Genomic DNA, 15,701 nt, shown 5'->3' on the forward strand with positions numbered 1-15,701 from the left:
TATTTTCTCACCGGCGAGCGGTCGTTCACTCTAAACGGAGTCGTAGCGTCGGTAGTCAGAAGACGAACCGAGCGACCAGTAGCGACACCACGCTGGCGAGGACGAGCGAGAGCAACAGCACGCCGACCGGTCGAAGCCCCGTCCGACGGAAGTCAGAGAGTTCGGTGTTCATGCCGAGACCGGCGAACGCCAGCAGAAACAGCCAGTGGTACGCGACTGACACTCGTTCGACGTCGGTGGGCGAGAGCAGACCGACGTTCGCGGCGACCAGCAGCGCGACGAACCCGAGGACGAACTTGGGGAACCGACGCCACATGCGCCGGAGGTGGGAGAGACCCACCGACGAGTCGCCGCCGGTGTCGGTGTAGCGAATGGAGTACGCGACGACGACGACGCCGAGCAACACGTTTCGGGTCAGTTTGGTGAGCGTCGCCCACTGGCCGGCCACGTCGGAGTACGCGAATCCCGCGGCCGTGACGGGGCCGGTGCTGAACATGCTGAGCCCTGCCCAGATGCCGAACAGTTGGTCGGAGAGGTGCAAAGAGCGGCCGACTACCGGGAACGCGAACAGTGTGACGGCGTCGAACAGGAGGACGGTGCTGGTCGCGTACGCGATGCTCTCCTCGTCGGCGTCGATACTGCCAGCGACGGCGACGACTGCCGAGACACCACAGATGCTCGCCCCTGCCGCCAACAGCGACCCGAGTCGGTCGGAGAGGCCGAACACGCGCCGAGAGAGTACCTCGACGACTGCGACGGTGAACGCGACGATGCCGACGACGGTGACTATGAGGGGAACGCCCGCCGCCAGGACGGCGTCCAGCGAGACGCGAACGCCCATCAGGACGATGCCAGTTTCGAGCCAGAGTTTGTACGTCTCGACGCCGGACTCGAATCGGGACGGGACCCCGTAGCCGTTAGCCAGCAGGAGTCCACAGAAGACGGCGACCAGCAACGCGTTCGCGCCGACGAAGTGGGCGACCGCTTCGCTAACCGCGCCGATAGCGACTAACAGGCCGATTCCGGGGAGGAGCGTTCGGAGAGACATCGGATTAGAGGAGTGCGAAGACGAGGACGACGAGAAGCCCAAAGAACACGGCGCGCCAACCGCGTCCGAGGGAGTCCCACCCGCGTCCGAAGGAGTTCCAGCCGTGTTCGAGAGCGTCCAAATACGTTCGTAGCCACTGTATCCCGAGCATACTCGACCTACGCGAATGTAGTCCTCAATCGCCAGCGACTGCCGTGTTGGTTCACCGCGATACCACCGAACGACGTTCGAACTGCGCGAGTTCGGCGGCACGGTTGCGGGTCATTCTTACGATAATCATTATCGTGATAATGACTTAGATGTTCGGCTATTCGCCCGACTCTCCGACCTTCTCGTCCCTGCGATCCTCCTCGATCGTCGACTTCGCGCGCTCTTTTGGGTCGCCGTAGCCGCCACCGCCGGGGGTGAGAATCGAGACGGTCGTGCCAGCATCGACCTCTCTCGTCGTCTTCGCACCGACTTCTTCGCCGTCGATTCGATTGACGCCCGGTTGGCCGTCTTCGCCGCCCTCTGCACCCCGCGGCCCGTACTTGCGGCGTTCCGTGAGCAACGAGACTACAGCGTCGGTTTCGACGGTGAGCGAGCGGACGAGTCCGAGGCCGCCACGATAAGTTCCTGCACCGCCGCTGTCCGGGCGGAGTGCGTACTCCTCGACACGCATGGGGTACTCCGATTCGAGTGCTTCGACGGGCGTGTTGAGCGTGTTCGTCATGCCGACCTGCACGCCGTCCATGCCGTCTTTCTCTGGGCGTGCGCCGAACCCGCCGCCGATGGTCTCGTAGTAGGTGAACCCGTCACCGTCACGGTTGCCGACGATGAGGTTGTTCATCGTGCCCTGTCCCTGCGCCGGGACTCGCTCGGGGGCCGCCTCGCCGAAGGCTTCGAGAACGACGTCGGTCACGCGCTGACTCGTCTCGACGTTGCCACCGACGACTGCTCTCGGTGGAGTGGGGTTGAGGAGGCATCCCTCGGGCGCGGAAATCGAGATTGGCTCGTAGCAACCATGATTCGGCGGTATCTCGGGGTCCGTGACGGCTCTGACGGCGAAGTACACCGCGCTCTTGGCGACGGCGAGCGGCGCGTTGAGGTTGCCTGCGACTTCGTCGGCCGTGCCCGCGAAATCGACCGCGACGGAGGCTTCCTCGATGGTGATGGTTGCTTCGATTGGCACGTCCTCGTCGGTGACGCCGTCGCCCTCCAACACGTCGTGGGCGTGGTAGGTGCCGTCCGGGAATTTTCGGAGTTCGGCGTCGATTCGCTGGCGCGAGTAGCCGATGACGGCGTCGAAGACCGGCTGTAGCGAGTCGTCCTCACAGTCTCTCTCTGCGAGCAACTCCCCGATTCGCTCTTCGGCACGCTCGTTCGCCGCGAGCTGAGCGCGCAGGTCGGCGCGGCGTTCGTCGGGGTTGCGCATGTTGGTCACGAGCAGTTCGAGTACGTCCTCCTCGACGGAGCCGTCCCGAACGAGTCGCGTACCGGGAATTCGGACGCCTTCTTGGTAGATTTCGGTCGCGCCAGCAGGCATGCTTCCGGGAGTCATTCCACCTACGTCGGCGTGATGCGCTCTGGTGACGGCGTAGCCGACGATGCTTCCCTCTGGAGCGAGTGGCGAGACGATAGTGATGTCCGGGAGATGCGTCCCACCGAGGAAGGGGTCGTTTAGGACGTACGCTTCGTCCGGTTCGGGGTTTTTGTCTCGTATAGCTTCGACCGCGGCGGGCATCGCGCCGAGATGCACCGGGATGTGTTCGGCCTGCGCGACCATCCGGCCGTCGGCGTCGAACAGCGCGGCCGAACAGTCTTGGCGCTCCTTGATGTTCGGCGAGTACGCGCCACGGATGAGGACTTGGCCCATCTCCTCGGCGATGCCTTCGAGTTGATTGCGGAGGATTTCGAGGGTTACCGGGTCGATATCGTGCTGTTGGTCAGTGTCGTCGCTCTCGTCGTTCATCTTTTCTCACCTCGCGTCAGGACGAGCGTCCCGTCCCCTTGGACGACGCCGTCCCAATCGGGAGGAATCACGGTCGTACTCTCGGCCTGCTCGACCACTGCCGGGCCGTCGATTTCGGCACCGACTTCGAGCCCACGCCGACGGTAGATGTCCGTCTCGAACGCGTCACCACCGAAGAACGCGGTTCGACTGGCGCGATAGCTGTCGCCCTCGGGTTCGTAGGTCGGATTCGTCGTCTCGTTTTCTATCGACGCGGTGACCCGGAGGTTGACGAGTTCGATTGCTTCCTCGACGCTGTAGCCGTAGGCCTGCTCGTGAGCGGCGTGGAATCGCTCGCGGAGTCGAGACAGTTCGAGGCCGTCGCCGCCGGTATCGACCGGCACCGAGAGTTCGAAGCTCTGGCCCTCGTATCGGAGGTCTGCGGCGTATTCGACACTCGCATCGGCTTCGTCTGCGTCGGCCGCGTCTCCTGCTCCGTCGGCGAAGTTGTCGAGGACGCTCGCTTCGAGGTCGGCGAAAATCGACTCGATTTCGCCGCCTTCTGCCTCGCCCAGCGAGACCAGATGTGTCCGAACCTCGTCGTAGCGTTCGTCGGCCGCGAGCAGGCCGTACGCCGAGAGGACGCCACCTGCCAGCGGGACGACGACGGTGTCGATACCGAGGGCGTCGGCGACCGGTGCGGCGTGCATCGGTCCCGCGCCGCCGAAGGCGACCAGTCCGAACTCACGAGGGTCGTATCCTCGTTCGACCGTCACCGAGCGAACCGCTCTGCTCATGTTCGCGTTGGCCACGTCGTAGACGCCCGCCGCGACCTCGCGCGCCGAGTCGAGATCTGCTTCGTCGGCGAGCGATTCGAGGGCGTCGCGTGCAGCCTCGTCGTCGATGGTGAGTTCCCCACCGAGAGCGGCCGTGTCGCCGATGTAGCCGAGGACGACGTTCGCGTCGGTGACGGTCGGGTCGGTGCCGCCCTTGCCGTAGCAGGCCGGACCCGGTTCGGAACCCGCCGACTCGGGACCGACGCGGAGCGCGCCACCGGCGTCGATTCGGGCGATGCTCCCACCACCCGAGCCGATGGTGTGGATATCGACCATCGGCAGTCGAATCGGCACGTCGGCTATCGTCGTGTCGGTCGTCTGCTCGGCCGCGCCCTCGCGGACGAGGCTCACGTCGCTCGACGTGCCGCCCATGTCGAGCGTGACGAGACCGTCGAGATTCTGTTCGTTCGTCGTCTCGCCTGCGATCTGATTCGCGCCGACGACGCCCGCCGCAGGTCCCGACAAAGCGGTCGTTGCGGCGTTCGACCGGGCAGTCTTCGCGTCGGTGATGCCGCCGTTCGACTGCATGATTCGGGGCGCTGGCACGCCTGCATCGAGTGCCCGCTGTTCGAGACGGCCGAGATACGAGTCGATTGTCGGCGTGACGTAGGCATCGACTGCCGTCGTCGCCGTGCGTTCGTACTCGCGGAACTCCGCGAGGACTTCGTGGGACGCCGACACCGGCACGTCGAGTTCGGCGCGAAGTCGCTCGGCGACCGCACGCTCGTTTTCGGGAGTCGCGTAGGCGTGCAGAAAGACGACGGCCACGCTCTCTACGTCGGCGGCGTGCAATTGTTCGGCGAGCGCGTCGATTTCAGAGTCGTCTACCGGTGCCCTGACTCCCTCCGCCGTCGCCCGCTCGGCGAGTTCGTAGCGGTGGCGTCGCGGGACGAGCGGGTCTGGCTTCTCGGCGTCTAAGTCGTAGAGGTCCGGTCGCGTCTGGCGACCGATTTCGAGCACGTCGCGGAACCCCTCGGTCGTGACGAGCGCGGTCTTCGCGCCGTCGCGTTCGAGCAGGGCGTTCGTCGAGACGGTCATCGCGTGCGCGAACTCGCGCAGGTCGGCGGGGTCTACGTCGCCTGCCTCACAGGCCTTCTCGATGCCGTCGAGGACGCCGTCGCTCTGGTCGGCCGTCGAGGGGACCTTCGCGGTCACCAGTTCGCCGTCGGTCGTGAGCAGAGTCACGTCGGTGAACGTGCCGCCCACGTCAACGCCGATTCTGGGAGGGATCATCTTCGACACGCTCCGGAAGTGCGTACGTTCTCTCGGAGAGGGTGAGGTCGCTGCATGTGTCTCGTTACGTTTGACCACCCGTCGAACCCACTTGTATCGCCCGACAGTCGTTCACTACATAGCTTGACCGTCGTCTACTGTCCGACCAGGGACGTTCCTGCCCGGACCCACAGTGGTTTTTGTCGTGACGTTCATCGTCCGAATCGAGAGATGAATCTGGAGCCGCGGCGCGTCCGCAAGGGAGTCGCAGTCGGAGGCGGGGCGTTCGTTCTGTTCGGCATCGTCACGGGGCTGATTCCGAACCCGCTCTACGTCCGGATGATACCACGGACCGTGCTTGACTACCTGTTTCTGACCACTACGGCTGCCCTCGTCGGTGTGTACGCCGCTCAGCGACCGGTGAGCGAAGAAGAATCGGGGCATCTCGCAATCGGAAGCACGGTCGGTGGCTTCCTCGCGTTCGGTTGCCCTATCTACAACGTCTTCCTGCTGGCACTGTTCAGCAGTTCCGCGCTGATGACGTACTTCGACCCGTTGCGGCCCCTGCTCGGCGTCGTCTCGACTGGACTGTTGGGCGGTCTCGTCTACTACAGGAGCCAGAACGACTGCGAGACCTGCGGCACGGACGCCACAGCGGAAGAGCCCACAGAGAACCACTCCTAAGACGCTCCGGAGTGAAGTCGGGGGCGATGACGCTCCCCTACCCCAGTTTTCTCGTTAATTTCAAGGTGTACGACGGAACGAGCGCCGAGGACGGCGTGGCGCTGGCGAAGACCATCGAAGCAGTACAGGAGGCGACGGCGGCCAACTTCGTCGTCGCGCCACAGACGCCGGACCTGCGACTCGTCGCCGAGAACACGTCGCTCCCGGTGGTCGCACAGTCGGTCGATGCCGGTGGGACGGGCCGGGGGAACGGCGCGATTCTGCCCGAGACAGTACGGAAAGCGGGTGCTGATGGCGTAGTTGTGAATCATCCGGAATCGCAAGCGACGCTAGCAGAGATGGAGGAGACTGTACAGGCCTGCACAGACTGCGACTTGGAGACCATCGTCTGCGTCGATACGCTGGAGAAAGGGCGCGCTGTCCTCTCGTTCGACCCCGACTGTCTCCTGTTCGAGAATCCCGACGACATCGCGACGGGGAACTCGCTTCCCGAGTCGAATCCCGAACTCGTCCGGGAGTTCGTGGCGATGGTCGAAGAAACTGCACCGGAGACGAGAGTGCTTCTGGGCGGCGGCATCAGCGAGCGAAGCGACGTCGAGCGCGCCTTCGAACTAGGTGCGGACGCAGCGGGTGCGGCCTCTGCGGCGGTGCAAGCCGACGACCAGCGGAAGTGGTTTGAGTCAATTGCGAGTGCGTTCGAGGTGGCGGATTAGCGTTGCTGTGCGGTACTATGCGGTAGTGGTGCTGTGCGATTGCGGGACTGTGCGGTCGGTCGAAGTATTTGTGCCGCGAGCGAAGCGAGCGGGCCAAGCGACGACCAACGGGAGGAGCGCAGTGCTTTTCATCAACGTTTTGCCAGCGGAGAAACGCGAGCCGACGGCTCGCGTTTCGGAGCGCAGCAAAAGGTTGTATGGGATCGCCCGGATTCTGAACCTGGGCAAGACGGTCCGGGCATGCGACTTGCTGGGTTCAAATCCTCGTTACGCCATTTTCCAGCGGCGGCGTTCGTTCGCGCCGCTACGCGACGCTCACGAGTTTGCCGCTGGAAAATGGGATCGCCCGGATTTGAACCAGGGTTATCGGCACCCAAGGCCGAAAGGATACCAAGCTACCCCACGATCCCGCGTTCATCAGTAGCCGGGTGTGCGTGTAAAACGTTTCGTTTGTGGAACCAGCGTGCGTGCGAGAGTCACACGCCCCAAATCGCCGCGATGCCGACCGTCGTCACGACGGCGAAGACCAACTGCAGGGGCGTGCCGACCTTCACGTAGTCGGTGAACTTGTACCCGCCGGGACCATAGACGAAGAGGTTCGTCTGGTAACCCACAGGCGTCATGAATGCCGTCGAGGCGGCGAACGTTACCGCCAGCACGAACGCGAAGGCGTTGGCATCGAGTTGTCTGGCCGCTTCGGCGGCGACCGGAATCATCAGCACGACGCTGGCGTTGTTGCTGACGATGTTCGTCAGAATCGCCGTCACGAGATAGAAGACCCCAAGAACGGCGACTGCGGGGAGGAAGTCTGCACTCGCGACTACGAGGTCCGCCAGCAGGTTCGCCGCGCCGGTCTGCTCCATGGCGATGCCGAGCGGAATGACGCCCGCGAGCAGGAAGATAACGTCCCACTCGACAGCGTCGTACACTTCCGGCGGTTTCAGCACGCCAGTGACGACCATGACCAGTGCGCCCGCGAGCGCGGAGACCATGATAGGAAGAATGTTTAGTGCCGCAACCGCGACGACGGCGGCGACGATACCGATTGCGAGCGCGATTTTGCCCTCGCGGTAGTCGGGGCGCTCGATTTCTTGGGCGACGATAAAGTCGCGATTGACGTTCAGCCGAGAGATGCTCTCGGGCGTCGCCTGCACCAGCAAGGTGTCGCCGACTTGCAACTCGGTGTGGTCCATCCGTTTCCGGATGAGTTCGGGACCGCGACGGAGCGCGAGGACGGTGGCGTCGTAGCGGTCCCGGAAGTTCGCGGTTGCGAGCGTCTCGCCGACGAGCGAGGAGCGCGGCGAGATGACGACTTCGACGAGGCTTCGCTCGGTATCGTTGCCTTCTAACTCCTCGTCGCTCACGTCGAACTCCGAAATAAGCGAGAGACCCTCGGCGTCGAGGAGTTCGACCAGCGTATCCCGGTCGGTTCGAACTGCGAAGATGTCGTCGGGGCGAATCTGTTTCGGGCGGAGCGGTTCGACGAACGTTTGGCCGTCGCGGATGAGTTGAACGAGGTCTACGTCGAGGTCGGTCTCCGTGAGTGCCTCGCCGACGGTCTGGCCGACGAGCGGGGAGTCTTCGCGGACGACGACTTCCGTCAGGTAGTTCCCCATCTCGAACTCTTCGGTGAGGTCTTCTTTCGGCGGGATTCGTTCGGGGAGAAGCCACCGCCCGACGGTCATCAAATAAACCGTGCCGATGACGGTGACGACGAGACCGAGACCGGTGAACTCGAACATCGAGAACGCGTGTAGTTCCGGGAAGACCTGCGGTTGGTCGGCGGCGAGTCGGGCCACGAGGTCGCTCGCGAGGATGTTGGTCGAGGTGCCGACGAGTGTCAACATGCCGCCGAACATCGACGCGTAGGACAGCGGAATGAGCAGTTTCGACGGCGATGTCTTGCCCTCGTGGGCGAGGTCGGTCACCATCGGCAACAGAATCGCCACCGCGGCGGTGTTGTTGATGAACCCCGAAATCGGCCCGACGACGCCGATAGTCGCGCCGAGTTGCTTCGTCTCGTCGTCGCGGGTGAACGCCGCAATCTTCTGGCCGAGAATCTGGACCGCACCGGTTCGCTGGACGCCGTAGCTCAGGACGAACATCGCCAGTACCGTCACAGTCGCAGTGCTGGCGAATCCCGAAACGCCCTGTGCTGGCGTCACCTGCGTCCACGGTTCGAGCACCATCAGCGACACCATGATGCCGATAGCCGTGATGTCGATAGGAACCGGTTCCGTCGCAAACAGGACGAGCGCGACGAGGATAATGGCGAACACTACGAGCATACCCGTCGTCAACTCGGCGAGTACCACGAGCGTTACAACTCGGCGAACAGTCAAAAAGTGTGTGGGAACGAGGGACGGAGAAAGCGCGAGCGACAACGAGTCGAGAATCGAATGAGTAACTACTATTCGAAGACAGTGACGAAACCGTCGCCGTCCACGATGACGGTGTACCCACCAGCAGTGAACTCGAACCGCCATCGCTCGCCGGACGGCCGGTGTTCGAACAGCGTCTCGACTGCCTCTAAATCTACAGATTCGTACAGACCGAGGTCTTCGCACATCGGGTCGATTTCTTCGACCGCCGCGATTGCGTCGATTATCGTTACACCGAGTGACGTGTCGTCGTCGTGTCGCGTCTCGTACAACGGTGCTGAAACACCGTATCCCACTTCAGTTTCTGCCGTACCCATTGACGCTGATTTTGGCCGAATGATATATTAATGTTGAGCAGACGAGCGTCAGACGTTCGTCAGAAAACGGGGTTGAGACCTGATATAGAAAGCATGAACTCGGCCCGAAAGCACGAGTTGCTCCGCGTCGCGCAGAGTCGCATGGCACCCGAAAAATCGAACGAAACTACCGACGCAAACGACCAGCCTCGCGATACGTTCGAGTGTTCGAACTGCGGTTACCGAACCCAAGCGGAACACAACCCCGGCGACTGTCCCGAATGCGGCGGCGAGATGCAGAACATCAGTCGTGGACGCGATACGTAGTGGTCACTCTTCGTCGCCGTACAGTTCGAGGTCGGCGACGATTTCGAACGGCGTCTTCTCCTTGCGGACGCCGTCCAGAATCCGGAACGCCTCGTCCGGCGCGAGGAAGTGGGTGGTGACGACGCGGCCTAAGTCGGTCGGCGAAAGTCCCTCGATGAAGTCGTACTCAAGCAGTTTGCCGACTGCGTGTTTCGTCGGCACGTCGCCTATCATCCGGCCGTTGAGTCGCTTGGCTTGGGACCCACCAACAGTGAGGTTCGCCAAGGTTTCCTCGATAGCCGCACTCTCGTCGTAGAGGGTCTCGACGTTCTCCATCTCGCCTTTGAGGAGTTTGAACGCGACTTCGTCCTCGGTCATCTCCATGCTGTTGTGGTACGAGCAGTCGGGTTCGACGAGGACGTACACCTTCCCGCGGTCGTGGTAGTCCGGGCGTCCCGCGCGGCCGAGCATCTGGTGGAACTCCTGGACGGAGAGCCATTCTATACCCATCGCTAGCGTGTCGAAGACGACCTGCGAGGCCGGGAAGTCCACACCTGCGGCGAGCGCGGCAGTCGTCACGACTGCCGCCAAATCTTGGTCGGCGAACATGCGCTCGACCTTCTTCCGGCGGCCGTAGTCCAGTCCGGCGTGGTACGGCGCGGAACTGTACTCCAGTCTCCGGGAAATCTCGTGACAGCGCCGCCGCGAGTTCGTGAAGATGATGGTCTGGCCGCGGTAGTCCTTGGAAGATTTCCGGTCGTACTCGCGCCTGACCAGTTTGTTCTCGATTTCGGGCTTCTCTTGGCCGTCGGCGAAGGTGACGTGGCGTTCGAGCGGGACCGGGCGCTCTTCGAACTCCACGAGATTGGCTTCGAGTGACTTGGCGAGCGAACCGGGGTTCCCGACCGTCGCGGAGAGGTAGACCCATTGGGCACCGCCGTAGTCGTTCTGCTTCTTCGCTCGGGTCTCGCAGTAGTGTTTCAGGCGCGCGATGAGGCCGTCCAGACGGTGACCGCGCTCCTGCTCTTTGAGCGTGTGCACCTCGTCGATGACGACGGTGCCGATGTCGCCCAAGTTTCTCCCTGTCCGAAGGGCGTGGTCGATGCCTTCGTAGGTCCCCACTATCACGTCCGCGCTCGGGTCGAAGGCGTGGCCGTCGTCGCGGACCCTGCTCGCGCCGACGCGAATCGTCACGTCCACGAGGTCGCCGTACTCGTCTTCGAAGTCCTCGTGCTTCTGGTTGGCAAGCGCGACGAGCGGCACCAAAAAGAGCATCTTGCCCTGTCCGTTCAGCACGCGGTCGATGCCGGTCATCTCGCCGACCAGCGTCTTGCCTGTCGCCGTCGCGCTCACGACCAACTGGTCGTCGCCGTCGAGCAGGCCGTTCTCCACCGCGAGGCTTTGCACTGGAAGGAGTTCCTCGAACCGGCTTTCCAACAGGTTCTGGATACCGGGGTGGAGGTCTAAGTCGGGGACCGGAACGGGGTCCACGTCCTCGACGTTCGCGCTGATTTCGTCGAACTTCGTCAGGTCCGGGTCGAGTTGCCCTTTCAGCAGGTTCGTGATGCGTTCGAGGTCTTGGACCTCCAGCAAGAGGTCTTCGAGGCGGTCCTTGGCGGCCCGCGTCAAGTCGCCTTGGAAGGCGAGTTCTCGTTCCAGTTCCTCTTTCGCGCAGTCGGGGCAGATGTACTCCTTACCCGCGTCGATTGCGGTGTCGGACGTAATCGGCGAGTAGTAGCCGTCGGAGGCGCAGAACCGACAAGTCCGGACTGCCTTCGCGTCCAGTTGGTAGCCGTCGAGCATCTCTTGGAACTCCTCGCGTGCTTGCTCGGAAGTCTGCTGTGAGATGCGGATGCGCTCGGCTCTGCGAGCGATTTCGATAAACTGGTCGGGACTCCGTGGCTCCTCGCTCGTTCCTTCGAGGACGCGGAACTTCGCCGGACGCGGCCCGGCGTTCGTCTCCTTGAGCTCTAGCTTCGCTTGCAACACGCGCTCCCGGTCTCGGTTCACGACTGCGACGTAGTCGCCGCTGACCGACTCGTGGAGGAACAGCGTATCGACCTGCGGGACCTGCTTTGACACGCTCGTGGGTAGTTGCTGGCGCTATTTTAGCAATTCGGAATGGCGGTTGGTGTTCGGGAGTGCGTGGCGTTCGGAGGAGCGAGTTGGAAAGGGACAGAGCGACAGCGAGTAAGATGAGACCCCGGCGAAGCTAGCTACTCCCGATACCGAGGAGACCGCAACCGCACAGCACCGCCAACGCACGCGACTGCCACGTCCCTCTCCACCCGACTACGCGACTCGGAGTCGGAGGAAGCGACCGAAGGGAGCGAAGGGAGGCGTGTGGCTGAGGCGGTGCTGTGCGGGGGTGGTCTCCTTTGTGACGGCGTTCTGCGGTTCACCTAGGCTGTTCGACTGACAAATCGAGCAGTAACAGCGTTTGTCTTGCAATCAGCAACAACTGCGGACGATCAGGCCTCCCGGCTCAGAAAGAAGCGATCTCCCGCGACCTTTGTCGGAGGAAATGAGACAATAACCCAGTATAAGCTCAAAATAACGTCTTGAGACAGGAGTTATTCTCAGAATACCTTCCTACAACCGGCAAATAACAAAGGCCGTCTCGGGGTAAGCGCGGGATGAACAGCGCATCGAAACCATGAGAGGGCGTCACAATCAACGATTACCCGGGCGGTTCGACGACGAAGTGCAACTCGAAATCGAAGACAGCGAGGACGGACGACCGATAGTCCGGATACAGGACCGTTCGGTACCGGAGGCGTGGATTTCGGCAAAGATAGACGCCGTCGTCTCGCTTCCGGAGTGCGAGTAGTTTCTCCTACTCCAGCAGTTCTATCTCGTCGTTACCGTTGGGAACCGCACAGAGGAAGGCACCAGCGTCGTCTCCCTCGTTGCGGTACCAGTGGACGACACCCGCCGGAATGAGTAGCGAGTCGCCCGCGCTGACGGTGTACTCCTCTCCATCAATTCCCACGACGTACTCGCCTTCGAGGACGTACTGTTCGTGTTCGACTTCGTTGGTGTGCTTCGGTACTTCCGCACCTGCGTCCAGTTCGAACCGCCGAATTGCGAAGTGGGGCGCGCCCTGCTCCTCGGAGATGAGGACGCCCTTCGACATGCCCTCCGCGGCACCGACCGACTCGTACTCGATGTCGTCTGCGCGTCGCACCAGTGGCTTGGGTGTCTGGCTCATACACCTCGCTACGAACGGCGGGTACAAAAAGTCAATCAGACCGCGGTGCGTCCGTGAGTTCCGCGTACGGCGTGAATCCGTCGTTGGGACTGATGAGACCCGAGCGAAGCGCGCAGGCCGACGCACCGAGACCACGGGAGGAGAGCGGGCCACGGCGCACACACCGGAACGCGATGTTCTTCGCGGCGTTGTAGTCGTCGTTGGCCGAGGCTTCGCACTTCAGGCACTCGAACTGCCCCTCGTCCAGATTTCGGTTTTCCGGGTGGGTAAAGCCACACTCCATGCAGCGTTGGCTCGTGTACTCCGGATTGACTTGCACGACCGAGATGTCGCGCGCTGCGGCGCGGTACTCTACCAGCGAGAGCAGTTGGGAGAACAGCCACTCGTGGAACGGGTCTGCTTCGGGCAGGATGTCTACGACCTCACTCAGTTCGCCGAACGCGACGAGTTGGCAGTCGTACTGCTCGGCTTCGTCCACGATGCCGTTCGCCACCTCGTGGAGTCGTCCGCGGACGAACTGGTCCACGCTGTAGCCTGCTTGCTTCAGCGTGCGCGAGGCGCTCCGCGTTCCGGTCGCCGAAAGCGACGCCCGGACTTGCTCGAACTGCTCGCGGCGGTGGTTCAGTTCGCCCGCCGAAAAGAATCGGGCGGTACTCGTCACCGCGAGGTTCTCGACGCCCAAATCGACGCCCAAGACGGTCGCGCCCTCTGTCGGTGGTTCGACTTCCGGGCGCGGCGTGCGGAATCCCAAATGCAGGACGAACTCGCCGTCGCGATAGTGGAGGGTGCTCTTGGCGGGTTCCCACTGCTCGTCGTCTAGAAACTGCGCTTGATAGCCACCGTCGGCTGAAAGCGAGAGGTCACAACGCACGCGTTCGTCGGTCGTCGTCAGACTGACCGTCCGGTCGTCGAAAACGGTCATCGTCCGGGTGTCGAACGTGACCGACGGGCTCGTAAACTCCGGTTTCGAGCCGTCTCGGTCCTGTGCACGCTTGATAGCCTCCGCGGCTCGATGAGTCGCCAACACGACGTGCTGGCTCCCGAGCGTCGTCTCCTCGCGGAGCGTGTCGTAGGCGAGTTGCTGTACTTCGCTCCGGGTGTGACAGACACCCCACGCCTCGTTGACCGCGAGTTGACAGCCGCGTTTCCACTCTTCGATAAGTCCGCGAAGCCGCTCCGCTTCTGCGGGTCCGACAGAGAGACCGGTAACCGCCGTCCGTCTGAAATACTCGGTGTCCGCCACGGTATACGTCCATGTCTCAGGTGGGGTCTTGAATACTTTGGGTTAGAAGGTGGTACGTCAGACTGTCTCTCGCCGGACGACGAGAGTCGAGAGAGAATCGAACGACTCGAAAACCGCTATCCTGAAAGCCACTGCGTTCTAGAGGTGCGAGATATCGACCACCCAGCCTCCAAGCTCTTCTGACACGTGCTGGGTGCGGTAGGACGCTTCGAGACAGTTCGAGGCAGTTCGGCGTTCGAGAGAGCCACCCAAATCGTCACACCGCGACCCCCCAAATCACCACGCACCCTTAAGATACTTCCAACAGTAGAGGGGAGTATGAGGAGCTTCACGGTCGGTCGAGCGTTCGGTATTCCCATCAAACTCGACCTGACGTTCCTGCTGATACTCCCTATCTTCGCGTGGATTATCGGCTCACAGGTCGGCCAGTGGGTCGATATCCTCAACCTACTCTGGGGAATCGACCTCCAAAACGGGACACTCACGGCAGGACCGATGCCGTGGATACTGGGCGCAGTCTCGGCCATCGGACTGTTCGCTGGCGTCGTGTTGCACGAACTCGGCCACTCGCTGGTGGCGATGCGCTACGGCTTCCCCATCAACTCCATCACGCTGTGGATTTTCGGCGGCATCGCTCAACTCACCGACCAACCAGAAGACTGGCGACAGGAACTCGCCATCGCCATCGCCGGACCGGCTGTCAGCATCGCGCTGGGCGTCGTCTCGTACGTGTTCGCGCTGTTCCTGATTCCCAACGGATTTCCGACGGCGAGGTTCATCTTCGGCTATCTCGCGCTGATGAACCTCGTCCTCGCGGCGTTCAACCTCCTGCCGGGCTTCCCGATGGACGGCGGACGAGTCCTTCGAGCACTGCTGGCGCGCAATCGGTCGTTCGCCGACGCGACCCGAACCGCCGCCGAAGTCGGGAAGATGTTCGCCGTCCTGCTCGGCCTGTTCGGCCTGTTGCAGTTCAACATCATCCTCATCGGTATCGCGTTCTTCATCTACATCGGCGCGACGAGCGAGGCCCAACAGACGGTGATGTCCACGGCGTTTCGCGACGTGCGCGTGCGCGACGTGATGACCTCGACTACCGACCTCGACGTCGTCTCGCCGGACACGTCGATCGCGGACCTCTTCGAGACGATGTTCCGCCAGCGACACACTGGCTATCCGGTCTTAGACGACGGCCGACTCGTCGGCATGATAACGCTGGAGGACGCCCGCGAGGTGCCACAGGTCGAGCGCGACGCCTACCGAGTCGAAGACGTGATGACCACCGACCTGAAGACGATTCCAGCGGCCGGCGACGCCATCTCGGCCTTCGAGAAGCTCCAACAGCACGGCATCGGTCGGCTGCTCGTCATCGACGCTGACGGCGAACTCGCGGGCATCATCTCGCGGACAGACCTGCTGACTGCCTTCGACATTATCCAGAAGAGTGGCCGCATGGAAGAGGTTACGCCGGTCGAGAAGCCTTCGCAGTAACGGCGTTAGTCGAGGAGCGACGGCACTGGTCACACTTGGATGCGTACCTGAGAACCAACGCGCGGGGAGTTCCCCGCGCGTGGTGCAGTCCTGAAAGGAGATAGCGAGAATCGACGGCGTCCCGAAATGAGAACTTTCGTGGGAGGTTTGGTGACACGTTGATGAGATGCCAGCCCATCACCAGCGCCTCCGGCTACGTCGGGGGTGGCCGTGCGTTGCACGCTCTGCGCCCGAGCCGCCGGGCGCACTTCGGTCTATGCCGACCAACCACTTTGTTATGGACTCTATTATCGGGAACAGGACGTGTTTGAGTATGTTCATAAGACGGCCGGAACGGTTTCGTGGACGCGTGA

At 62.5% G+C, this 15,701-nt stretch carries 14 protein-coding genes and 1 tRNA gene; 5 read left to right on the forward strand and 10 right to left on the reverse strand.

What is annotated here, in order from left to right; translation table 11 throughout:
• Window positions 1-55 precede the first annotated feature (55 nt).
• The 4 genes from F7R90_RS15420 to F7R90_RS15430 form a co-directional block, all read right to left on the reverse strand.
• Window positions 56-1,048, reverse strand: coding sequence for a YeiH family protein (locus F7R90_RS15420; protein ID WP_158058294.1), 993 nt, complete (start codon window positions 1,046-1,048; stop codon window positions 56-58).
• 4 nt (window positions 1,049-1,052) lie between these two features.
• Window positions 1,053-1,199, reverse strand: a complete 147-nt coding sequence (locus tag F7R90_RS22295; protein ID WP_192498336.1) for a hypothetical protein — start codon at window positions 1,197-1,199, stop codon at window positions 1,053-1,055.
• Between the two features lie 156 nt (window positions 1,200-1,355).
• Window positions 1,356-2,999 carry a hydantoinase B/oxoprolinase family protein gene (locus F7R90_RS15425; RefSeq protein ID WP_158058295.1) on the reverse strand — a complete coding sequence of 548 codons (1,644 nt, stop codon included), beginning with the start codon at window positions 2,997-2,999 and terminating at the stop codon, window positions 1,356-1,358.
• Window positions 2,996-5,047 (reverse strand): hydantoinase/oxoprolinase family protein, encoded by a 2,052-nt coding sequence (locus F7R90_RS15430; RefSeq protein WP_158058296.1) that lies wholly within the window; start codon window positions 5,045-5,047, stop codon window positions 2,996-2,998. Before F7R90_RS15430 ends, F7R90_RS15425 begins: the two co-directional genes overlap by 4 nt.
• 210 nt (window positions 5,048-5,257) lie before the next feature.
• On the opposite strand from F7R90_RS15430, the gene F7R90_RS15435 reads away from it, so the two are divergent.
• Together F7R90_RS15435 and F7R90_RS15440 are read left to right on the forward strand one after the other, a co-directional pair.
• Window positions 5,258-5,710: a hypothetical protein gene (locus F7R90_RS15435; RefSeq protein ID WP_158058297.1), complete on the forward strand. Its 453-nt coding sequence runs from the start codon at window positions 5,258-5,260 to the stop codon at window positions 5,708-5,710.
• Window positions 5,711-5,736: 26 nt separating this feature from the next.
• Entirely contained in the window at window positions 5,737-6,423 is a 687-nt protein-coding gene (locus tag F7R90_RS15440) for a triose-phosphate isomerase (protein WP_158058298.1), read from the forward strand.
• A gap of 337 nt (window positions 6,424-6,760) precedes the next feature.
• Here the strand turns inward: F7R90_RS15440 and F7R90_RS15445 are convergent.
• The 3 genes from F7R90_RS15445 to F7R90_RS15455 all read right to left on the reverse strand — a co-directional run bounded on the left by F7R90_RS15445 (window position 6,761) and on the right by F7R90_RS15455 (window position 9,121).
• Window positions 6,761-6,833 (reverse strand) — tRNA-Pro (locus F7R90_RS15445).
• Between the two features lie 66 nt (window positions 6,834-6,899).
• On the reverse strand, window positions 6,900-8,711 hold the full coding sequence (locus tag F7R90_RS15450; RefSeq protein ID WP_158058956.1) for an SLC13 family permease: 1,812 nt from the start codon (window positions 8,709-8,711) through the stop codon (window positions 6,900-6,902).
• 122 nt (window positions 8,712-8,833) lie between these two features.
• Entirely contained in the window at window positions 8,834-9,121 is a 288-nt protein-coding gene (locus F7R90_RS15455) for a HalOD1 output domain-containing protein (RefSeq protein WP_158058299.1), read from the reverse strand.
• A 141-nt stretch (window positions 9,122-9,262) separates the two neighbouring features.
• Here F7R90_RS15455 and F7R90_RS15460 point away from each other — a divergent pair, with 141 nt between their 5' ends.
• Window positions 9,263-9,427 (forward strand): rubrerythrin-like domain-containing protein, encoded by a 165-nt coding sequence (locus F7R90_RS15460; RefSeq protein WP_158058300.1) that lies wholly within the window; start codon window positions 9,263-9,265, stop codon window positions 9,425-9,427.
• 3 nt (window positions 9,428-9,430) lie between these two features.
• Here the strand turns inward: F7R90_RS15460 and F7R90_RS15465 are convergent, their stop codons facing one another.
• Complete coding sequence (locus F7R90_RS15465) at window positions 9,431-11,488, reverse strand: DEAD/DEAH box helicase (RefSeq protein ID WP_158058301.1); 2,058 nt, start codon at window positions 11,486-11,488, stop codon at window positions 9,431-9,433.
• Window positions 11,489-12,110: 622 nt separating this feature from the next.
• Here F7R90_RS15465 and F7R90_RS22730 point away from each other — a divergent pair.
• Window positions 12,111-12,236, forward strand: a complete 126-nt coding sequence (locus F7R90_RS22730) for a hypothetical protein (RefSeq protein ID WP_267905097.1) — start codon at window positions 12,111-12,113, stop codon at window positions 12,234-12,236.
• A gap of 6 nt (window positions 12,237-12,242) precedes the next feature.
• Here F7R90_RS22730 and F7R90_RS15470 read toward each other — a convergent pair whose 3' ends face one another.
• Together F7R90_RS15470 and F7R90_RS15475 are read right to left on the reverse strand one after the other, a co-directional pair.
• The gene (locus F7R90_RS15470) at window positions 12,243-12,617 is read right to left on the reverse strand and encodes a cupin domain-containing protein (protein WP_158058302.1); all 375 of its coding nucleotides are present in this window, start codon (window positions 12,615-12,617) and stop codon (window positions 12,243-12,245) included.
• A 31-nt stretch (window positions 12,618-12,648) separates the two neighbouring features.
• Window positions 12,649-13,860, reverse strand: a complete 1,212-nt coding sequence (locus tag F7R90_RS15475) for an RNA-guided endonuclease InsQ/TnpB family protein (protein ID WP_158058303.1) — start codon at window positions 13,858-13,860, stop codon at window positions 12,649-12,651.
• A gap of 318 nt (window positions 13,861-14,178) precedes the next feature.
• Between F7R90_RS15475 and F7R90_RS15480 the strand changes: the two genes are divergently transcribed.
• Entirely contained in the window at window positions 14,179-15,348 is a 1,170-nt protein-coding gene (locus F7R90_RS15480; RefSeq protein ID WP_158058304.1) for a CBS domain-containing protein, read from the forward strand.
• Window positions 15,349-15,701 lie beyond the last annotated feature (353 nt).

Source organism: Halorussus halophilus (assembly GCF_008831545.1).
Classification (GTDB): domain Archaea; phylum Halobacteriota; class Halobacteria; order Halobacteriales; family Haladaptataceae; genus Halorussus; species Halorussus halophilus.

Bases quoted from the DNA above. Each gene is read 5' to 3' on its own strand.
- F7R90_RS15420 (WP_158058294.1), bottom strand. From the start codon at position 1,048: ATGTCTCTCCGAACGCTCCTCCCCGGAATCGGCCTGTTAGTCGCTATC.
- F7R90_RS22295 (WP_192498336.1), bottom strand. From the start codon at position 1,199: ATGCTCGGGATACAGTGGCTACGAACGTATTTGGACGCTCTCGAACAC.
- F7R90_RS15425 (WP_158058295.1), bottom strand. From the start codon at position 2,999: ATGAACGACGAGAGCGACGACACTGACCAACAGCACGATATCGACCCG.
- F7R90_RS15430 (WP_158058296.1), bottom strand. From the start codon at position 5,047: ATGATCCCTCCCAGAATCGGCGTTGACGTGGGCGGCACGTTCACCGAC.
- F7R90_RS15435 (WP_158058297.1), top strand. From the start codon at position 5,258: ATGAATCTGGAGCCGCGGCGCGTCCGCAAGGGAGTCGCAGTCGGAGGC.
- F7R90_RS15440 (WP_158058298.1), top strand. From the start codon at position 5,737: ATGACGCTCCCCTACCCCAGTTTTCTCGTTAATTTCAAGGTGTACGAC.
- F7R90_RS15450 (WP_158058956.1), bottom strand. From the start codon at position 8,711: ATGCTCGTAGTGTTCGCCATTATCCTCGTCGCGCTCGTCCTGTTTGCG.
- F7R90_RS15455 (WP_158058299.1), bottom strand. From the start codon at position 9,121: ATGGGTACGGCAGAAACTGAAGTGGGATACGGTGTTTCAGCACCGTTG.
- F7R90_RS15460 (WP_158058300.1), top strand. From the start codon at position 9,263: ATGGCACCCGAAAAATCGAACGAAACTACCGACGCAAACGACCAGCCT.
- F7R90_RS15470 (WP_158058302.1), bottom strand. From the start codon at position 12,617: ATGAGCCAGACACCCAAGCCACTGGTGCGACGCGCAGACGACATCGAG.
- F7R90_RS15480 (WP_158058304.1), top strand. From the start codon at position 14,179: ATGAGGAGCTTCACGGTCGGTCGAGCGTTCGGTATTCCCATCAAACTC.